The following is a 17337-nucleotide window of genomic DNA, read 5'->3' as shown; positions in this document are numbered from 1 at the left end:
TTTAAATAGCTATCTTGTCTGTGTACATATGGCCGAAGGGGGATAAAGTGCCTCAATATATCGCGCGACGTTTGCTGTTTATCATTCCAGTAGCTTTACTCGTCAGTTTCATGACGTTTATGACGATTCATCTTGTGCCTGGCGACCCGGCGCGTCTCTTACTTGGTGAGGAAGCGACCCCCCAGACTATAGCGGAACTTCACAAGCAGTTGGGGTTGGATAAGTCGCTCCCCGAGCAATTTGGATTGTGGTTCTGGCAAGCTTTACATGGCAATCTTGGGCAATCTATTCAACTCCAGCAACCAGTGCTCCAGGCCATCTGGCAGCGCTTACCCGCCAGCGCGGAGTTAGGAGTAAGCGCGCTGCTCTTCTCATTAATACTGGCATTCCCGTTGGGTGTCTATGCCGCGACACACCGCAATACCTGGATAGACTGGCTAGTGAACGTCGTAAGCCTGCTCGGTACCGCGACGCCGGGCTTTGTCTTAGGCTTACTGCTGTTGCTCTTCTTCACGGTCAACCTGCGCATCTTCCCGCCAGGAGGATATACACCTTTTACCGAGCGCCCTCTCATCAATCTCCGCGATCTTGTTCTGCCTATGGTGACGCTGGGAATGGGTTCCGTCGCGGTCAATATGCGCCAGATCCGGGCGAGTATGATTGAAGCTCTCAATCAGGACTATGTACGTACCGCACGCGCCAAAGGCTTACGTGAGCGAACTGTGCTCTACTCACATGCGTTACGCAACGCCATCATCCCAGTCCTCACCATCGTTGGGCTGCAAGTAGGGGCTGTGCTAGCCGGTACATTCGCCATCGAGACCGTCTTCCTCTGGCCCGGTATCGGGCAGCTCACGGTCACAAGCATCCTCTCCAAGGATTATCCAGTGGTACAGGGGGTTGTGCTGCTCTCGGCGCTTTCATATATGGCCGCGAATTTGCTCGTCGATATCTTTTATGCCATTCTTGATCCTCGCATAGGCTTCGATGCCCCGTAATCGACATACCTCTCTATTTGAAAAACTGGGAGAATCGCATGAGCGCATCAACAAACCTGGAGAATAATCTGGCGCTAGAAGCCAATGAGAAGGCCCGCAAACGCTTTATACAAGCCAGGAAGGCGTTCGCACACGATCCGCGCTGGTGGTGTGGAGCCATACTCATCGCCTTTGTGCTCGCCGCCATCGCTGCCCCCTTGATTAGCCCTTATCCGCCAACGCTCTACAATCCTACCCATGCCGCTGAGGGGCCGAGTGCCGCTCACTGGTTGGGAACCGATGCCCTTGGGCGCGATCAACTTAGCCGTATTATCTTTGGCACACGCATTTCGCTCTCAGTGGCGGCGATTACGATTCTATTGGGTGGGATATGTGGCACGCTATTAGGGATTATCGCGGCCTATAGTAGAGGCTGGATCGATCAGATCATCTCCATGATAGTAGACGCATTGCTCGCGTTTCCATCGCTGGTCCTGGCTCTGGCTCTGGTCGCGGCCTTAGGGCCGAGTATCATCAACCTGATCATCGCGCTTGCCGTGGTACGCATTCCCATTTATGCACGGATCGCGCGAGGGCAGACTTTACAGATCGCGGCCCAGGACTATGTCGCCGCCGCACATGTCAGCGGAACGCCGACATGGAAGATTTTGTGGCGTCACATCCTACCGAACATCTTCAGTCCCCTGCTCGTCCAGGCAACCATCTCGATCTCGTTCGCAATTCTCGATGAATCAGTGCTAAGTTTCCTGGGTTTAGGAGTCCAACCTCCAACCCCAGAATGGGGCGCGATGGTCAATGACGCACAACAGTACCTTCGGACCAATCCCTGGATGATGGTTGGTCCGGCCCTGACGATTATTGTTGTGCTGGTCAGCCTGAATCTCTTTGGAGACGCGGTACGCGATCAGCTTGATCCCAGAACGCAAACACAGGTTTCCGAGACAGCCACTACGAAGAGCTAGATTTTACGCCACACTCTCCTGAACATCTCCAGACAAATCCAGTTTCCACGGCATAAGCCATATGCCGTGGAAACTGGATTTGTCCTTATCCATCTCTTGTGCTCCCGCCACGAGAGAAGTCATCTTCTGTCGTAAAGTCAGCTCTACCAGAATTATCGGTAAAGTGTGTGACAGTAGTAATATGTAATTTATCGCCAGAGAGCGTGAGTGTAAAATCCCGTGTCCCAAACGTCTCGTCTGTATGCATCTGAGCCGGGTTTCCCTGATACATTGCGGTAGCAAAGCTTGCATCGCATGGTGGGATAACACAGGAGGGGCTTGAAATGAAACTGGCGAGAAGAGAGCCATCACGTTCGTTGAGTTCCACTAGATTCCAGCTTTTTGTGGTGGTATCAACATTGACCCAGTTACCAACAAATTTTGAAAGAGGAGTCTGAGTGTACTCTTCATGAGCATCAGGAAAGACAAGATGCGGCTCACCAGAAGTTTGAGGGGTCCCTTTAAACTCGTATAAAACAACATAATCACTTCTGCTTTTGGCAATGGTTGGACCTGTGATCATCCCTAAATGTGAGCCTCTGTGATTTTCTCCCAGTAATAATGGGCCACACTTGTTATAAGCGACAAGAAAGAGTGGCCCAGCCACCGTCGCGGCTGCTGGGTCTGCTTCGAAAATAAGAATGCCAGCACCTGAAATAGCCAACGCCTCAAAGCACTGATAGTAAGGATCATCTGTTTTAAAAACAATCTCACCCTTGAATTTAGCTGTTACATCGATGTAAGAACTTGGATACTCATCAAGCTGTTTAGGAGGAATGATTGGCCGAATATCGAGGCTTACATCTTTCAGGTTTTCTGGTGTCCATGTGACAGTAAATGTATGATGACTTGGATCAGGCGTTAATCCCACCCTCTTCGTTGGGGAGGTAGGCTGGCTGGTTGGAGGTGTGAATCCCAAATTACCTTCATCTCCATCACTACAGGAAGCAAGAGCCCCTAAAATGAGCACGAGGATACCAAAGAGTAAGAAAAGACTTCTTTTTTGATGGAACCGCATTAACATATCACGGGGCATACGGCCTCCTTGATAGCTAACGTCCAGGCTGAAAACGTTAATTCCTGGACATATCAATTTCCCAAGCAAGACAAAGTAAAATTATTAGTATCGTCACCTCTTGAATCAGTCAGATGCTATAGAATCCATCGATGTAATAGATAGACGTCACTTCTAACATTTCTTAGATTACGGGATATTACGTCTACACAGAAATATGTTGCCTGACAGGAAAGAGGATATTATCTTCCTCTTTCCTGTCAGGCAACATATCAATGGAATTGCAGTCTATTAGCACACTATGTAATGGATTTGATAGTCGATGGCAGCGAACTATTTCAGATGCATATCAAGTAGTGGCTGGCCCGTCTTTGCGACAATGAGTGCGAGGAGCCTGGCAAATTCCTGCTCATATTGGACTTGTGGAAGCTCTGGAACACAAAGCGGATACAGACGCTTGGCTATATAGGGCTGTTGCCAGCGAATACTCTTCTCACCATCGCTGACCTCATAAGTCCAATCTTTAGGATCTGAAGAGGCTTTATGCCGTTTGACAAGCGCGAAGTAGCGGATATTGTTCCACGGTATCATCACCTCCTGGCCTGGATACCAGGCAATCAAGCCTTCCTCCATTGCTTCAAGCTCTGGGCAGAGCCAACGTCGTAATCTCAAGTTGACAAGGAAACCCAGCGTTATCCAGGCTATCCACCAGATGGCGGCAAGAAACACATAGAAGAGCCAGGCATCCAGAGCCGCGCTTGTGGCTGTTGTGCCATAGCGCTCCAGGTACGAGGCCCACATAGAATACATGGACCAGAGTAAGAGTAGGATGCCACTAAAACAGAGAAGAATAAGAGCGACATTTATGATGATCGGCCCTCGATTAATGCGTATTTTGAGTGTTATCGGAGCTGTTAGCTGAGCATTTTGTTGCTGGAATGAGGGCTGAAATGCCGCCTGTTCCCGCCACTCACCGGTGAGAATCTGCTGGCGGCGTGAGGCTCCCTGGTGATATGACGTTTGTGCCTGAACAATACTTAGAAGCAAAAGTATAGGAATGACAATGACCAGGACATAAAGCTCTATTTGTGCTCGTTCAGGAAGCAACTGTGGATTGAAATTTACTGCGAGTAATGCAATCAATACAGTCACGCCGAAGAAAATGACCTGCACAATGGACCAGAGGAGACTCAAATTTTTCCAACGTTGCGATGCGTCAAATTGTATACCCATAGTCGATGATAGACTACTCATTATCTCTTGTTCTTCCTTTTTTATATGTGTCAAACTGCACTATGCCTGCCTCAATTCCGGCGATCAGGGGAGCCAGGAAGAGGGCACCACCCAGACAATGCATACAGTCGATGGCAGATAGTGCGATGCTTGCAGCAGGCCCATTTAAAAACATCCAGCTACCTTCCCCTAGTGATTGTGAAGGGGAGAGAAAGGGGCCTCCCAGGATTTCAAAGAAAAACATCATCCATGATGAGGAAAGGATAAAAGCCAGGCTCAGCACGCCCCAACTGGTCAGGAAACTACGTTGCCGTCGACGTTCCAATAACACGCCACTGATGTAGGCACAGAGAAGTCCAGTACTTGTGAGTAGCAGAATGGGGCCAGATGCCTGAGGATACAAAAAGTAGAGTAATAGTCCTGTAAGAAACAAGGCGCAGCTGCCCCGCCACCAGCCCAGGATAGCACCAGCCAATAACATCCAAAGGCCAATAAATACCCACAAAAGCATCACAAAGACAACGATAGAACTATCCAAACCACTTAGCGCGCCTGTATGCGAAAAGGTTGGTGGGCTCAAGATATAGGCCAGCAGAATGAGGAGCGGAAGGGCCAGAATATAGCCGGGAATAATCAGTAAATCCGACCAATATGGGGCCCCATAACAAAGAGGGAGATAGGGTGATTCATCTTCCCACTCATCCTCTTCCTCATCTGGCTCGTATTCTGGCTTATATTCAACCCTCTCTGCCTGCACTAACGAAGATGGCTCGTATTCTCTGTTATCGCCAGGCGTTAATACGACAGGTACTGGCTGATCGATGGCGTTCTGAAATGCCCTCGCAAATGCCTGCAATGATGGGAAGCGCTGTTCTGGCTGCTTCTCCAGGGCTCTCAATATCACCTGCTCAACGGCTGATGAGAACTCTGCCTGCTGACGAAGTGAAGGAACAGGGGCATTCACGTGCTGAGAGAGGATCTCCGCGAAGGTACCTTGAAAGGGAGCATGCCCACTTAACCACCCATAGACGATAATACCAAGAGCGTACTGATCGCTTGCGGCTACCGCTTGCCGATACATCTGCTCAGGTGCCGCATAGAGTGGCGTACCCACAATCCCACCATGTATGTTCCTCCCTTGTGTGGCGATACTAAAATCGGTTAAAAGGATTTCGCCATGCGCGCCTACTAACAGATTCCTGGGTTTAACATTCCGGTGGATGATATTTTGTTCATGCGCATACTGCAAAGCCGCTGCGACCTGTTGAACATACGCGTTCACCTGGGAAAGGGGTACACGGCTTCCAGGTGGATGACGCTCCTGAAGCGATCCTCCCGGCGCATAGGACATGACCAGGAATGGCTCTCCCTGATCAAAATCAAAGTTAAATATGCGCAAAATGTGTGGATGATCCAGGTGGGCCAGAATATGAGCCTCTTGCTTGAAAAGTTCTTTGTATTCATCACTCGCGCCCTGAGTGTGCAGTACTTTAATCACGGCCTGTGTATCCAGATGGATATGTTCTGCCAGATAAACACGCGCGAGTTTACTCTCACCTAATTGTTTGAGCAGGCGGTAATTTCCAAGGTGATCTTTATAGTTGACCATGTACCCCTCTCTCGATGTAAGCCTTTGTGGTCATTGTGTTCGCAGGTCATGAATGCCACGTCGCGGCTGTTGAGTCGTCTCTGGTGACTGCGGCAAGCGCCGTAAAGAGGGCACGCAAAGAAAGACTATCCACTCCATGCTCGAGGCTAGCAATACTGCCAGGATCGGTATAAATGTATAAGATGCTGGCTGTGAGGCTGATATGCTAATAAATGGACAAAACAACGGTTGTTGAAACATGAATGAATGAGACAAGGTTGATAGCGCTATGCTTACGAGGGCAAGTAGCAGTGATGATAGAAAATGATAGCTTTTTTGGCGCTCCTGCCAGATTCCCGCGCCTGCAGCAATAATCATCTGCGCCAATGTCGCCCCTAGAGCCGCAAAGATGGCAACACGCCCTTGAACTAGCAGTGGTACCAAAACAAACATATAGACGAAGGCGACCACCAGTGGCGCGCGCTTGCTTCCCACTATCGGCCCAATCAGCAGTTGCCATGTAAGAAAACTCAGGGATGGCAACTGATTCTCGTTCATATAGGAAGTAAGTGCTCCATTTCCAATCAACGTAGGGAGCAGAAGCAAGAGCGGAAAGGCACTGGCTATCAGAAATATGAGCGTACCTCTTCGCTCAAATGGCCCTCGTCGAAGTGGAAAGAGAACAATACGCTCCAACTTATTCTTGCTCGATGAGGGCATGGAGACATCTTGCAAAGCGGCGACGTCCACGTCTGAGATGGTTGTTTCCAGATTCGCGTCCACCTGATTTGGCAGTGTGATATCTGATATGGTAACCGGGGTAGAAACAGACAGACCACTCGCTGCGCGGAGGGCTTGCGAGAACTCCAGCACTGAGGCGAAACGCGCCTCGGGATCTTTCGCCAATGCTTTATGTATGACACGCTCTACTCCAGAAGGTAGAACAAGTATATGAGGAAACGCGGGTGGCAAGGCAGTAAGATGCTGTAACATCACCTGCGCTGATGATCCCCGAAATGGTCGTTCTCCACATAGCCACTCGTAAGCCATAACAGCTAACGCATACTGATCGCTTGCTGGCACTGGTTGTCGCTGAACCTGTTCAGGTGCCATATACGCTGCCGTACCCGCAACATGCTGCCCTTTAGGCGAGAGATCTCGCACCATGATCGCAATTCCAAAATCGCTCAAGAGTAGTTCTCCATGACGCCCAAAGAGAATATTTTCTGGTTTTACATCACGATGGACAACATGATGAAGGTGTGCGAAATGAAGCGCATCCGCAATCTGGCTGACATACTCTACCACCTGCGCTAATGGTACGTTGAGCCCCTTGGGTATGTGTCGCCTCAGGGTCCCCCCGATGCATAGTTCATAACCAGGTAGGGAGTGTGCTCTACCATCCCGAAGTCAAGTACACGTACAATATGGGGATGCTCAAGCTGTGCAACCAGGCGTGCTTCCTGACGAAAGCTCTCGAGTGCTTCCTGATTCTCCAGGCGACTATGCAGGAGCTTGATCGCGACCAGCATATCAAGATGCTTATGCCTGGCAAGGTAGACATCCGCAAAACCACCTTTCCCTATGTGTTGCACAAAATGGAAGGTATGCAGATCTGGTAGATCCTTCAGCGGCTTATCCATCCTGAGCCTGCCTCTGCCGACGCCTAAGTATGTATGACTGGACAATCGCTTCCAGGCCCACCATCAAAGGTGGCACAATAAGAAGTGAGATCCAGGGTGTCTGGCTTATCGCTTTGATGGTGAGTTTTTGGTAATCTCCTAGAAGTGGCGAGATGAGGGCAAAGGCCACATTCGACCAGAGAATCATGGCAAAGGCCGCAAGTGAATAGATGCCCCAGGAAATGAGCAGATTGCGCTTCTTCCGACGCTCATAGATGGAGCCAACCACAAAGGCAAAGGCTATCGATCCTAGGAGTGAGACCAGGTAAGGAAGAATAATCTGAAGGGGGGAGCCCAGTTTCAAATAGAACTGGATGGTGCCGGGGGCAACATTTGTGGGCTCTGAAGCGCCCCGATAAGAGCCAAGCAAAAGAACCACAACGAGCAGCCCAAGCATTGAACTAGTGTAATAAATCAGATTGATAATCGCTCCGCGCCATGCTCCAAACACAGGGCCGGTCAGGTAACTTGTGGGAAAGGAGAGAATAGCTGTGATAAGCTGAAAGGCGATCATAGTTCCTGCGAACTCATTTAACAGGTTTGATAATGTCATTATATCGGATGAAGTAGCTATCCCCGTCACGAAGTCCTGTAGGCCCACATATAGCATCAAGTGTGCAAAAGCTTGTAAGAGCACAACGATAGCACAGTAGAGTCCGGCGCGCCGCAGATCCCGACGCTGAAAAGAGCCTTGTATAATGGGCAGAACCATTGGCTTTTCTGAGCCAGACGCATCTACATTTGACTGGTGAGGCTGCGCTGTTGGATCATACTCTGGAGTAGCCTTCACCCTGGCTTGCTCCTGCTGGCTCAAACCAGAGACTATTTCCTGACTCTCCCTGTCATCGGCGACATCTTGCAGTGCCACAACAAAACTCAGCAAAGAAGGGAAGCGTGACGCTGGATCGTGACTAAGCGCTCGCGCAAACACCGCATCTATCGCAGGTGGGAGGGACGGAGTCTCCGGATACAGAGAGGGCGGAATGCGCTCCTGCTGCTTGATGATCTCTAGAAATGATCCCTGGAAGGGTAAATGACCACTTAATAGTTCATACGCAACGACAGCCAGGGAATATTGATCGCTTGCGGGTTCGGCACGCCCCTGGCGCTGTTCAGGTGCTAAATACGCAATCAGATCAATCAGATCATCCTGCTCTTGATATTGCGTGGTCATGGTGAGCGATGTGAGTTCCGGTGGGCGAAGCACCACTGTATTGTTCGCATCAATCCATATCTGATCAGGTCGTATATCACGATAGACCAGACCGCACTCATGCATATACTGGAGCGCGCTAGCAGCCTGGCCGATCACATCGACCACTGTGTGAAGCGGGACGTTGCTTCCCAGAGGATAATGGTGAAGGAGTGATTCTCCTGAGAACGTCGCAGCAATCAGGTAGGGGATGTGTTCTTTCTCGCCAAAACTATACATTGATAACAAATGAGGATGCTTTAGACGTAGTAGTGGTTCAATCTCTGTCCGAAACTGCTCGCGCGTCTCCTCATTTTCAATACGACTATGAAACAGGTAGATGGCAACTGGTGTTGTTTGCTGTTGAAGCTGCGCAAGGTACACATCACTTGTAGCACGCTCCTCTATCAGGTGCATAAGGTGATATTGATCAATATACTGACCAGCAAGCCCTACCATAATATACACTCTATCCCTTCTTCTCTTGAGATATAAGGCATTTGCATTAATCTCACTTTTTTTAAAATTATTCAATATATATTTAGTAGTGCTATTTCCCTGTATGTGGTAGTGTACGAGAAAAAAGGCAATGCTACCAGGACAGGGAGCGGACACTTTAAGGACACTTCGCTCGAAAAGCTTTATATACAACTATTTTCCCTATTTCAATTGTAATAACCTTTATGCAATAGCAAACTAATTGTGATTACACGCGGCTGAGAGTGTGATAGGAAATTCACGTAAAAAGAGAGACTGAACGCTTTACCTACCAATCCACTTCGTTTATACTATATTTGTAATTATTCTTTCTTGAACAAGGATGTCAGTCGGGATCTTCAGGAGGAAGAAGCAATATCCATGCATTTTGGACACCGTTTGCGTGAGGAACGCCTGCGCCGTCATCTCTCACAGGAGGCGCTAGCGGATGCGCTGACCCTTTCAGCCCGAAGTATTCGTAGATGGGAACGAGGACAGGCACTGCCTCAGGCCTCAATTCGGCTCCAGATCTGTCAGTTCTTTGATATCTCTCCCCAGGAACTCTTCGATGAACAGGAGCAGGTCACCTCACCTCAACCCCTCTGGTGTATCCCCTATCCTCACAATCCTTTCTTCACGGGTCGCGAGGACCTACTTGAAACTCTTCACAAGACTGTTTATGCTAATAAAAATGCCTCTTTCTCCAGAATCTATGCTTTGCAAGGGCTGAGCGGGATCGGAAAGACCCAAATTGTGTTGGAGTATGCCTATCGATACGCTCCTGAATATCATGCCGTCTTTTGGATTAGCAGCGAGACTACTGAGAGCATTTTATCCAGTATGCGACACATCGCTGACACGCTCGAATTACCAGAGCAGAATGAGAAGGATTCTCAACTTCTGATAACCGCGATGACACGCTGGCTCCATACTCATGATAACTGGCTGCTTATCTGTGATAATGTGGACGATCTCGCCGTATTGGATCACTTTCTCCCATCCGTAAGGCAAGGAGTAGTTTTACTCACGACGCAACTGCATGTTCTTGGATCGCGCGCGGTGGGGATGCATCTCGCGCCAATGGAGGAAGAGGAGGGAGCGCTTCTGCTCTTGAGGCGTGCTCGAGTCCTGCCAGCCCAGGCAACCAGCGAGCAGCTACAACAGGTAGCTATGAATCAACCTGCCCAGTATATGGCAGCCATACAACTGGTAAAGGCTACGGGAGCATTGCCGCTAGCGCTCGATCAGGCTGGTGCCTACGTGGAAGAGACACAATGTGGTCTACCAGCATATCTTGAACTCTTTCAGAGTCAGCAAGCAGCCTTGTTGCAACAACGAGGAGAGGGAATGCATCCAGCATCTGTCACGACCACCTTCACGCTCGCGATTACAGCGACCACTCAGCGGCATCCTGCGGTGCGAGACCTCTTGTACGTGTGTGCTTTGTTGGAATCCGAGGCTATCCCCGAAGAGCTCTTCCGACAAGAAGCAAAGCATCTCGGGAACTCGTTGATTGGTGTGGTCCATGACGCGTTGAGCTGGAATCAGATTGTTGCTCTCGCCTGCTCCTACTCGTTGCTCTCACGCCAGGGCGAAACACAAACGTTTTCAATGCATCGCCTTGTACAGGCGGTCCTGCTTGATACTATGACGCAGGCGGAGCGGGAAGAATGGACGATGCGCGTGTCTCATGCTCTCGATGCCGTCTTTCCTGAACTCAATGCCCTCTTTCCTGAGTTGCTGCCAACAAAGGATCATACCATCTGGAGAAAGCAATGTGAGCGTCTCATAGCCCATGTGCTCCTCTGTTTTCATCGAAGTAATGACAATGAAGGATCTCTTGTGCTGGCCTCTCTGGTAAGCAAAGCCTGTCAATATCTTCATCAACGCGGCCAATATGCACAAGAGGAACCGCTCTTATTGCGCGCGTTGCAGATTCGTGAGCATGCCCTTGCTTCAGATCATCCCCTGGTTGGAGCCTCGCTCAAAGACCTCGCGAGTCTCTACTGGATTCAGGGTCGATATACGGAAGAGGAACCACTCTTATCGCGGGCGTTACGCATTCGAGAACAAGCTTCTGGTCTGGACCAAGAGGACTTTATCATTACGCTTAATGACCTTGCGCTACTCTATTGGAAGCAAGGGCGATACGCAGAGGCCAAACCACTTTTATTGCGCGCGTTGCGCATCTGGGAGCAGACCCCCAATCCAATGAATCTGCTGGGGAGCGATTTACTCAACCATCTTGCTCTAACTTATTGGAGCCTGGGCAATTATGAGAAGGCGGAACCACTCTGCTTACGCTCCTTACGCATGTGTGAGCAAGCTCTCGGCTCAGACCATCTGTACAATACCTATCCACTCAATAATCTGGGTGGATTGTATCGAACGCTAAAAAGACACAACGAGGCAGAACCTCTCTATCTCCGCTCCTTGCATATTCGGGAGCAGGTTTTGGGCATGAATCATCCTGATGTCGCGACTATCCTGAGTAACATGGCTGATCTCTTTCGAGAACAGAGAAGGGATGCAGAGGCGGAATCACACTACCAACGTGCCTTACGGATTCGCGTGCAAGTGTTTGGTTCTGCCCATCCTTTGGTGGCTGAGACACTTAATGGCTGGGCCAATCTTCAGCGAGACCAGGGCAAATATAGAGAAGCGGAATCACACTACCAACGCACCTTGCAGATTCGAGGGCAGCAACTTGGGCATCAGCATCCCGAGACGGCGCAAACATTGCATGACTTTGCAGTATGTTCTCAACTGCAAGGCGAGGTGAGTAAGGGGAAGCGCCTTGCAGAACAAGCACTTCAGATTCGTATACAATGCCTGGGAGAAAGCCATCCGCAAACGGTGATGACCCAGGAACTGTATGCTCAGATGGGACAGGAGCAAGCATCATCGTGGCATCCAAAGCTTCCATAAAAGCGGTGAGAAGCGCGCTTCCTCTCCTGACCACCTCTATCTATTCAGCAAGGGCAGTTCGCATTGAGTATCATTTCATCAGGCAGAGATATGCACGGATGGCACCTTGTATCAATCCTGAGCAACTCTACTTCGGTGTCGATAGGCACGCGCCTTCTGGCGACTCCCACACCGGGCCATCGAGCACCAGACACCAGAGCGATTTTTGGAGGTATCATAGAATGCCTTCTGGCAGCGCTCATAGCGGCAGACTTTCAGCCTCCCCCAGGTACCATTTATCATAGCGGTAAACACCTCACCGATCAGGCTCGCCAGTGCGCCATCTACTCCGGCAATATCCGGTTCGAGCGTTCCCCGACCATCATCATGAAAACGAACCTTCAGTGGGGCAGCACTGGCAAGATGATTCAATACCCCGATTGGAGATGTGAGTACTTCCTTTTCAACATTGGCACGCAGAAGGCTGCGAAGGGCTTCTCGTAACTGTAAGACACGCCGCAAATCTCCTTCAGAGACTGGTTCCCCCTCCTTTAGCAAGCCATAGCCCACCAGCCAGGCACGGAGTTGCTCTGGACTTGTCAGCTCAGTATGCGCGTATCGTCCTTGCCCATACTGGGTATTTACGAGAGCCTGAACCACGGCAAGCGACTCTGGTACTGCTTTGTATTGCCCTTCCTGTCTGGTTGTCATCCTTGTTTCTCCTCTCCACGAATTGTCACCAGTATAGTGCATATGATAGTAACTTTCAAGTGAGAATAAAGCAAAACTAGTATCTTTTTTGTATTTCAACATACCTTTAGTGGGATAATAATGTCTCACCCAACACTAAATCGTACTGAAATACCATAGTTACTATTAAAACACATTGACTGGTGATTTTATTTTGCGATATACTGGCACAAATGGGACGTATTCCTACGACAACAGCTCCTCTGAGCATTTTGTTGCTATCAAAGCCAAAAGGAGAGAGATGGAAACGCAGGTACAAGGTTTAGGACAGACGCTACAGATGCAGATTCAGGAAGCGACTCCTGAACGGGTCGTGATGACAATGCCTGTTACAGTTCAGCATCACCAACCCTGGGGCTATTTACATGGTGGAGCAAGTGTCTCGCTTGCTGAGACAGCGGCAACCGTTGGAGCATACTTGAATTGCCCGCCAGGAATGCTTGCCTTTGGACAGGAGATAAATGCCAATCATCTCCGTCCTGTCCGGGAGGGGTTGCTCACTGCGACAGCGCTTCCCGCACATATTGGGCGCACCTCTCAGGTCTGGACAATTGAGATTCACAATGAACAGCAGAAACTGATCTGTGTTTCACGTTGTACCCTGGCTGTGATCGCCAGTCATACTGGTGGCACAACGAAATAAATCAAAACAATCCTGGACACCAAGTCGCTGGCGTTCAACTGGCTGATACAAATAAGTTGGATCAGCACACGCCAGCGCAATTTATCTGGAGATTTCCATGAAACAACAATCGCCATCCAAATGGATGACCCTGGTCGCCGCCTGTTTTGGGCTACTGATGCTCAATATAGATCTATTTATTGTTAATGTTGCCCTTCCAACCATTGGACACGATTTTCATACCCCGCTGAGCACTGTCTCCTGGACTATTTCTGGCTATGTGCTCATGATAGGTATCCTGCCAATGGGAATCGGTCGCCTCGGCGATTTATGGGGACAGCGAGCGGTCTATCTGGCCGGGTTGGCGATTTTCACGGGGGCCTCTCTGGCTTGCGGTCTGGCGTCAACGATTGAAGCCTTGATTATCTTTCGCGTCATCCAGGGCATTGGCGCGGCAATTATGACACCAGGTACGCTTGCGATCATTATCCGCGCCTTCCCTCCGCATGAACACGGCCTGGCGATTGGCATCAATGGTGGCGTCGCCGGACTGGGGCTCATTGCCGGTCCAGTCCTCGGCGGTTTGCTAGTGCAAGGGGAAAACTGGCGCTGGATCTTCTTAGTAAATATTCCTCTTGGCATCCTTGCCCTCATTCTGACAGTCCTCTTTGTCCCCGAGGAACGTGAGGCAAATGAGAGGGTGCCAGTGGACTGGCCTGGCCTGCTGCTTCTCTCCAGCGGCTTGCTCTTCCTGCTCTTTGGCTTTACCCAGGCAGGTGATGAGGGGTGGACTAATAAGGTGGTCATTGGATGTATCCTGCTCGGAATCATTCTGCTGGGGCTCTTCGTCGTTATCGAACGGCGGGTCCGCTGGCCGCTCATTGACCTGACGCTGTTTCGCAATCCCCCGTTCGTCATGGGCTGCCTGGGTTTCTTCTTCTTTTCAGCGGCCCTCTTTGGCTCGCAACCATACTGGAGCCTGTTTCTACAAAATACCTGGAATTTCACCCCATTACAGGGAGGTCTGGCGTTCTTACCTGCGACTGGCCTGATTGTCATACTCACCCCGCTGGCTGGAATCCTCGCGCAACGAGCCAAAGCATGGTTAGATATCTTCCTGATTCTGGCGTTACTACTGAATGGACTCAGCTTTCTCTTTGTCATGGTCGTGCTCTCTTCCCAGAGTACCTACATAAGTGGTTTTCTGCCAGCGTTTCTCATGCGTGGTCTAGCTATTCCTGTGTTTATGTCATGTGCCACACTCACTGTCATGAATGCCGTTCCCAAAAAGTTATCAGGGCTGGCATCTGGCACAATCGGGATGGTTCGTAATATTGGTACAGCCTTTGGGGTCGCGGTCCTGAGCCAAGTGTATCTTTTTTATGTCAATACCACCATTCCAACGTCTCTTGGGGCTAGCCGGACAGCGGCCGAGCAGTTTCATGTGCTTGGTCAGGGGGTAAATCGGCTCCTGCTCGAAAGCAATATTATTGATGGTTTTAAACTGATCGCGCTTGCCTGTCTCCTCCTCTGTTGTGGGGCAGCAATCCTGATCTTTCTCATGCGCATTCAAGCACGTAAAAAAGGGATCACTACCCCTATCCAGGAACAGAAGCCCCACCTCCCCATTTCCTCAGAAAGCGAATTTGTACGGTAAAGAATTACCAGAGCAAACGCATCTCCATGCATATAGGAAAGAAGAGGAGAAAGAATTGCTAGTTGTGAGAGGCGAGGCCTGGTGTTTTGTCAATCTAAAGCCATCATCAGACGATCCAGAGTCGGCGTGGTGAGAGGCGAGGAGCGTAGTTGCCCCATGATCTCCCGCGTCATTTGGCGTATCTCTTCAATATCGTCACCAAGATGCGCATCAATCCCAAGTACGGAAATACGCGTGCGCAACAGGGATTGGATGAAGATGACAGTGAGCCAGCGAGGAAGCCAGAGAAAGAATAGGGTCAGGCTGAAGGGCGTCAGGGATATACCCAGTGCTCGCAGGGCCAACAGCCCTTCGCGAATGGCCTGAACGAGCATCACAACATTGCTCCGCGACCGCGCAAGCTGTGCGCTCTTTTTCCCCGTCATCATGACAGCCGCGATGATGCCCATGTCCATGATCGCATGGGTTTTTAACCATGTTTGCATATCGGAATTCAGCCCCACAGTGAAGCCTGCCTGCTTGAATATTGTCGCGAGTTGGCGAAGGCGTGGCGTCACACTGCCATCAGCCTCTCCCAGCATCGTTGGTATCTGGCGAAGGGTGATATAGCGCACGACATCACCTTCGCGGAAGCCGCCAACGGCTGGAAAGCCGGGAACAACGCGCTGCTGATCAAGCTGCTCAAATAGCCCCATGCCAGAGGGATTGTTGAGCATAAACAATAGCGTGGGGACCTGATGATTGGCGGCAAGGATTGGCAAGATTGAATGAATCTGGTCGAGTCGTACAGTCACAAGGACAACATCATAACTATCAGTTGAAGCCAGATGTTCAACAACAGAAACTCTGGTTGTTGACCTTCGCCCAGTTGATGCATCCTGAAGTTGAATACCATGGGCGCGCAATGACGCTGCTCGTTGCCCCCGCGCCAGTAGCGAGACATTGTGTCCCGCCTCCTGAAGTTTGACGGCATACACACTGCCAATAACACCTGCCCCATAGACGAGAATATCCATATTTCGTTTACTTCCTTTCTCTTTTTCTGCTTGCAATAGTCACCAAAAAGCGGCGCGTTGGCTCGCGCCGTTGCGAAAAGAGCGTAACAAATGATACAATGAGCGTCAATCAGCAATGGAACGGAACATGTTGCCTATGCAACATGGGAGAAGAGAGTGATGCAAAAGCTTGATGGTGTGGAAGATCTGAGGGTTCGCCGTACACGCAAACTGCTTCAGCAAGCGTTAATCGAGGGCGCTGTGGAGAAGGGATTCGCGGCCCTCACTGTGCGCGATATTACCACACGCGCAATGGTGAACCGCTCAACGTTCTACCGCCACTACCTTGATAAATATGATCTGCTCGAACAACATCTCAATGAGATCTATGAGGTCTTGGAAGAAGATGGTGGGATCATAGAGACGGAGCGCCATGAAGGGCTCGTCAAGCTACTCAAGCAAATTCAACAATTTCCAGGCTTTTACCGGGTAGTACTGTGGGAGCAAGCTGATGCCTTTTTGAGCCAGCGCTTTCGCCAGCAGGCACAACAGCGTTTTCTTGTGTGTTTCCATAGGGCATTCCCCGAAGCCACTTCTGATCCTGATACCCCGCCAATCGATCTGAAATTCACGGCAGTCTCCTCGGCTGGATGTAGCGCGCTCGCCTGGTGGCTGGGGCAGGAGCGACCTTCTACACCCGAACAGTTTGCCCACTGGTTGCAACAGCTCATCTATGATATCTCGGTCTCCACACATAAACCCCAAAGATGAGTCCCCATTGCCTTGTCATATACGACCTGGACAATCGATGTTACAACCAGTGAAATCAGATACATTTACATATATTCACATCACTCATCTTCTCTACGCCTGCTTGTGCTGCAAAGCTTGATGAATGCCCGAGAGACTCTGACGAAGATCGGAGTACTCCGGTCTCCAGGAGCTCACTGCTTTGAAACGCTCATTGGAAACACGATAGCTCTTAATCAATTCAGGATATTTTGCCCCCATCATCAGACGCATCAGCAGATCTGGCATGGCAAACAAAGTTTTTTTCCCTACTTCGTGGGCCAGCGGATCAAAAAACTGCTGGCGGAGTTTGACAGTTGGCAGGCCAAAGGCCTTTGTAGCCCCAGTGACGAAAATATTCATAGATCTCCCTCTCTTCGAGTTGATACTTATATTTTTGTATTTCTGTACTGGAGACAGAGAGGCTTCCC

General features: G+C 50.0%; 13 protein-coding genes and 1 pseudogene. 6 read left to right on the top strand and 8 right to left on the bottom strand.

Features of this window, described 5'->3' with window-relative positions; genetic code table 11:
* The first annotated feature begins 47 nt into the window (after positions 1 to 47).
* Complete coding sequence (locus K3T82_RS45130; RefSeq protein WP_236031934.1) at positions 48 to 998, top strand: ABC transporter permease; 951 nt, start codon at positions 48 to 50, stop codon at positions 996 to 998.
* A 38-nt stretch (positions 999 to 1036) separates the two neighbouring features.
* A complete protein-coding gene (locus K3T82_RS45125; RefSeq protein ID WP_220200006.1) occupies positions 1037 to 1960 on the top strand; it encodes an ABC transporter permease in 924 nt (307 codons plus the stop codon).
* Between the two features lie 85 nt (positions 1961 to 2045).
* Here K3T82_RS45125 and K3T82_RS45120 read toward each other — a convergent pair whose 3' ends face one another.
* The 5 genes and pseudogenes from K3T82_RS45120 to K3T82_RS45095 form a co-directional block, all read right to left on the bottom strand.
* Positions 2046 to 3035 (bottom strand): hypothetical protein, encoded by a 990-nt coding sequence (locus tag K3T82_RS45120; protein WP_220200005.1) that lies wholly within the window; start codon positions 3033 to 3035, stop codon positions 2046 to 2048.
* 312 nt (positions 3036 to 3347) lie between these two features.
* Positions 3348 to 4268 (bottom strand): hypothetical protein, encoded by a 921-nt coding sequence (locus K3T82_RS45115; protein WP_220200004.1) that lies wholly within the window; start codon positions 4266 to 4268, stop codon positions 3348 to 3350.
* Positions 4261 to 5856 carry a serine/threonine-protein kinase gene (locus K3T82_RS45110; RefSeq protein ID WP_220200003.1) on the bottom strand — a complete coding sequence of 532 codons (1596 nt, stop codon included), beginning with the start codon at positions 5854 to 5856 and terminating at the stop codon, positions 4261 to 4263. Before K3T82_RS45110 ends, K3T82_RS45115 begins: the two co-directional genes overlap by 8 nt.
* 30 nt (positions 5857 to 5886) lie before the next feature.
* Positions 5887 to 7478, bottom strand: a pseudogene (locus tag K3T82_RS45105) (serine/threonine-protein kinase).
* Positions 7471 to 9168 carry a serine/threonine protein kinase gene (locus tag K3T82_RS45095; protein WP_236031938.1) on the bottom strand — a complete coding sequence of 566 codons (1698 nt, stop codon included), beginning with the start codon at positions 9166 to 9168 and terminating at the stop codon, positions 7471 to 7473. Before K3T82_RS45095 ends, K3T82_RS45105 begins: the two are co-directional and overlap by 8 nt.
* Before the next feature lie 399 nt (positions 9169 to 9567).
* On the opposite strand from K3T82_RS45095, the gene fxsT reads away from it, so the two are divergent.
* A complete protein-coding gene (fxsT, locus tag K3T82_RS45090; RefSeq protein ID WP_220200000.1) occupies positions 9568 to 12114 on the top strand; it encodes an FxSxx-COOH system tetratricopeptide repeat protein in 2547 nt (848 codons plus the stop codon).
* A 111-nt stretch (positions 12115 to 12225) separates the two neighbouring features.
* Here fxsT and K3T82_RS45085 read toward each other — a convergent pair whose 3' ends face one another.
* Positions 12226 to 12804 carry a CGNR zinc finger domain-containing protein gene (locus K3T82_RS45085; RefSeq protein WP_220199999.1) on the bottom strand — a complete coding sequence of 193 codons (579 nt, stop codon included), beginning with the start codon at positions 12802 to 12804 and terminating at the stop codon, positions 12226 to 12228.
* A gap of 280 nt (positions 12805 to 13084) precedes the next feature.
* On the opposite strand from K3T82_RS45085, the gene K3T82_RS45080 reads away from it, so the two are divergent.
* Entirely contained in the window at positions 13085 to 13486 is a 402-nt protein-coding gene (locus K3T82_RS45080) for a hotdog fold thioesterase (protein ID WP_220199998.1), read from the top strand.
* Positions 13487 to 13583: 97 nt separating this feature from the next.
* On the top strand, positions 13584 to 15122 hold the full coding sequence (locus K3T82_RS45075) for an MFS transporter (RefSeq protein WP_220199997.1): 1539 nt from the start codon (positions 13584 to 13586) through the stop codon (positions 15120 to 15122).
* Between the two features lie 89 nt (positions 15123 to 15211).
* On the opposite strand, the gene K3T82_RS45070 is transcribed toward K3T82_RS45075, so the two are convergent.
* A complete protein-coding gene (locus K3T82_RS45070) occupies positions 15212 to 16138 on the bottom strand; it encodes a ketopantoate reductase family protein (protein WP_220199996.1) in 927 nt (308 codons plus the stop codon).
* A gap of 159 nt (positions 16139 to 16297) precedes the next feature.
* On the opposite strand from K3T82_RS45070, the gene K3T82_RS45065 reads away from it, so the two are divergent.
* Positions 16298 to 16888: a TetR/AcrR family transcriptional regulator gene (locus K3T82_RS45065; RefSeq protein WP_220199995.1), complete on the top strand. Its 591-nt coding sequence runs from the start codon at positions 16298 to 16300 to the stop codon at positions 16886 to 16888.
* A 93-nt stretch (positions 16889 to 16981) separates the two neighbouring features.
* On the opposite strand, the gene K3T82_RS45060 is transcribed toward K3T82_RS45065, so the two are convergent.
* A complete protein-coding gene (locus K3T82_RS45060; protein ID WP_220199994.1) occupies positions 16982 to 17269 on the bottom strand; it encodes a hypothetical protein in 288 nt (95 codons plus the stop codon).
* Positions 17270 to 17337: the final 68 nt, after the last annotated feature.

Source organism: Ktedonospora formicarum (assembly GCF_016587355.1).
GTDB classification, from domain to species: domain Bacteria; phylum Chloroflexota; class Ktedonobacteria; order Ktedonobacterales; family Ktedonobacteraceae; genus Ktedonobacter; species Ktedonobacter formicarum.
The sequence above is the reverse complement of the archived record's forward strand: the minus strand, read 5'-3'. Positions and strand labels throughout refer to the sequence as shown.

Coding starts and splice junctions, on each gene's coding strand:
- fxsT (WP_220200000.1), top strand. CDS start 9,568: ATGCATTTTGGACACCGTTTGCGTGAGGAACGCCTGCGCCGTCATCTC.
- K3T82_RS45110 (WP_220200003.1), bottom strand. CDS start 5,856: ATGGTCAACTATAAAGATCACCTTGGAAATTACCGCCTGCTCAAACAA.
- K3T82_RS45080 (WP_220199998.1), top strand. CDS start 13,085: ATGGAAACGCAGGTACAAGGTTTAGGACAGACGCTACAGATGCAGATT.
- K3T82_RS45060 (WP_220199994.1), bottom strand. CDS start 17,269: ATGAATATTTTCGTCACTGGGGCTACAAAGGCCTTTGGCCTGCCAACT.
- K3T82_RS45095 (WP_236031938.1), bottom strand. CDS start 9,168: ATGGTAGGGCTTGCTGGTCAGTATATTGATCAATATCACCTTATGCAC.
- K3T82_RS45085 (WP_220199999.1), bottom strand. CDS start 12,804: ATGACAACCAGACAGGAAGGGCAATACAAAGCAGTACCAGAGTCGCTT.
- K3T82_RS45120 (WP_220200005.1), bottom strand. CDS start 3,035: ATGCCCCGTGATATGTTAATGCGGTTCCATCAAAAAAGAAGTCTTTTC.
- K3T82_RS45075 (WP_220199997.1), top strand. CDS start 13,584: ATGAAACAACAATCGCCATCCAAATGGATGACCCTGGTCGCCGCCTGT.
- K3T82_RS45065 (WP_220199995.1), top strand. CDS start 16,298: ATGCAAAAGCTTGATGGTGTGGAAGATCTGAGGGTTCGCCGTACACGC.
- K3T82_RS45070 (WP_220199996.1), bottom strand. CDS start 16,138: ATGGATATTCTCGTCTATGGGGCAGGTGTTATTGGCAGTGTGTATGCC.
- K3T82_RS45115 (WP_220200004.1), bottom strand. CDS start 4,268: ATGAGTAGTCTATCATCGACTATGGGTATACAATTTGACGCATCGCAA.
- K3T82_RS45125 (WP_220200006.1), top strand. CDS start 1,037: ATGAGCGCATCAACAAACCTGGAGAATAATCTGGCGCTAGAAGCCAAT.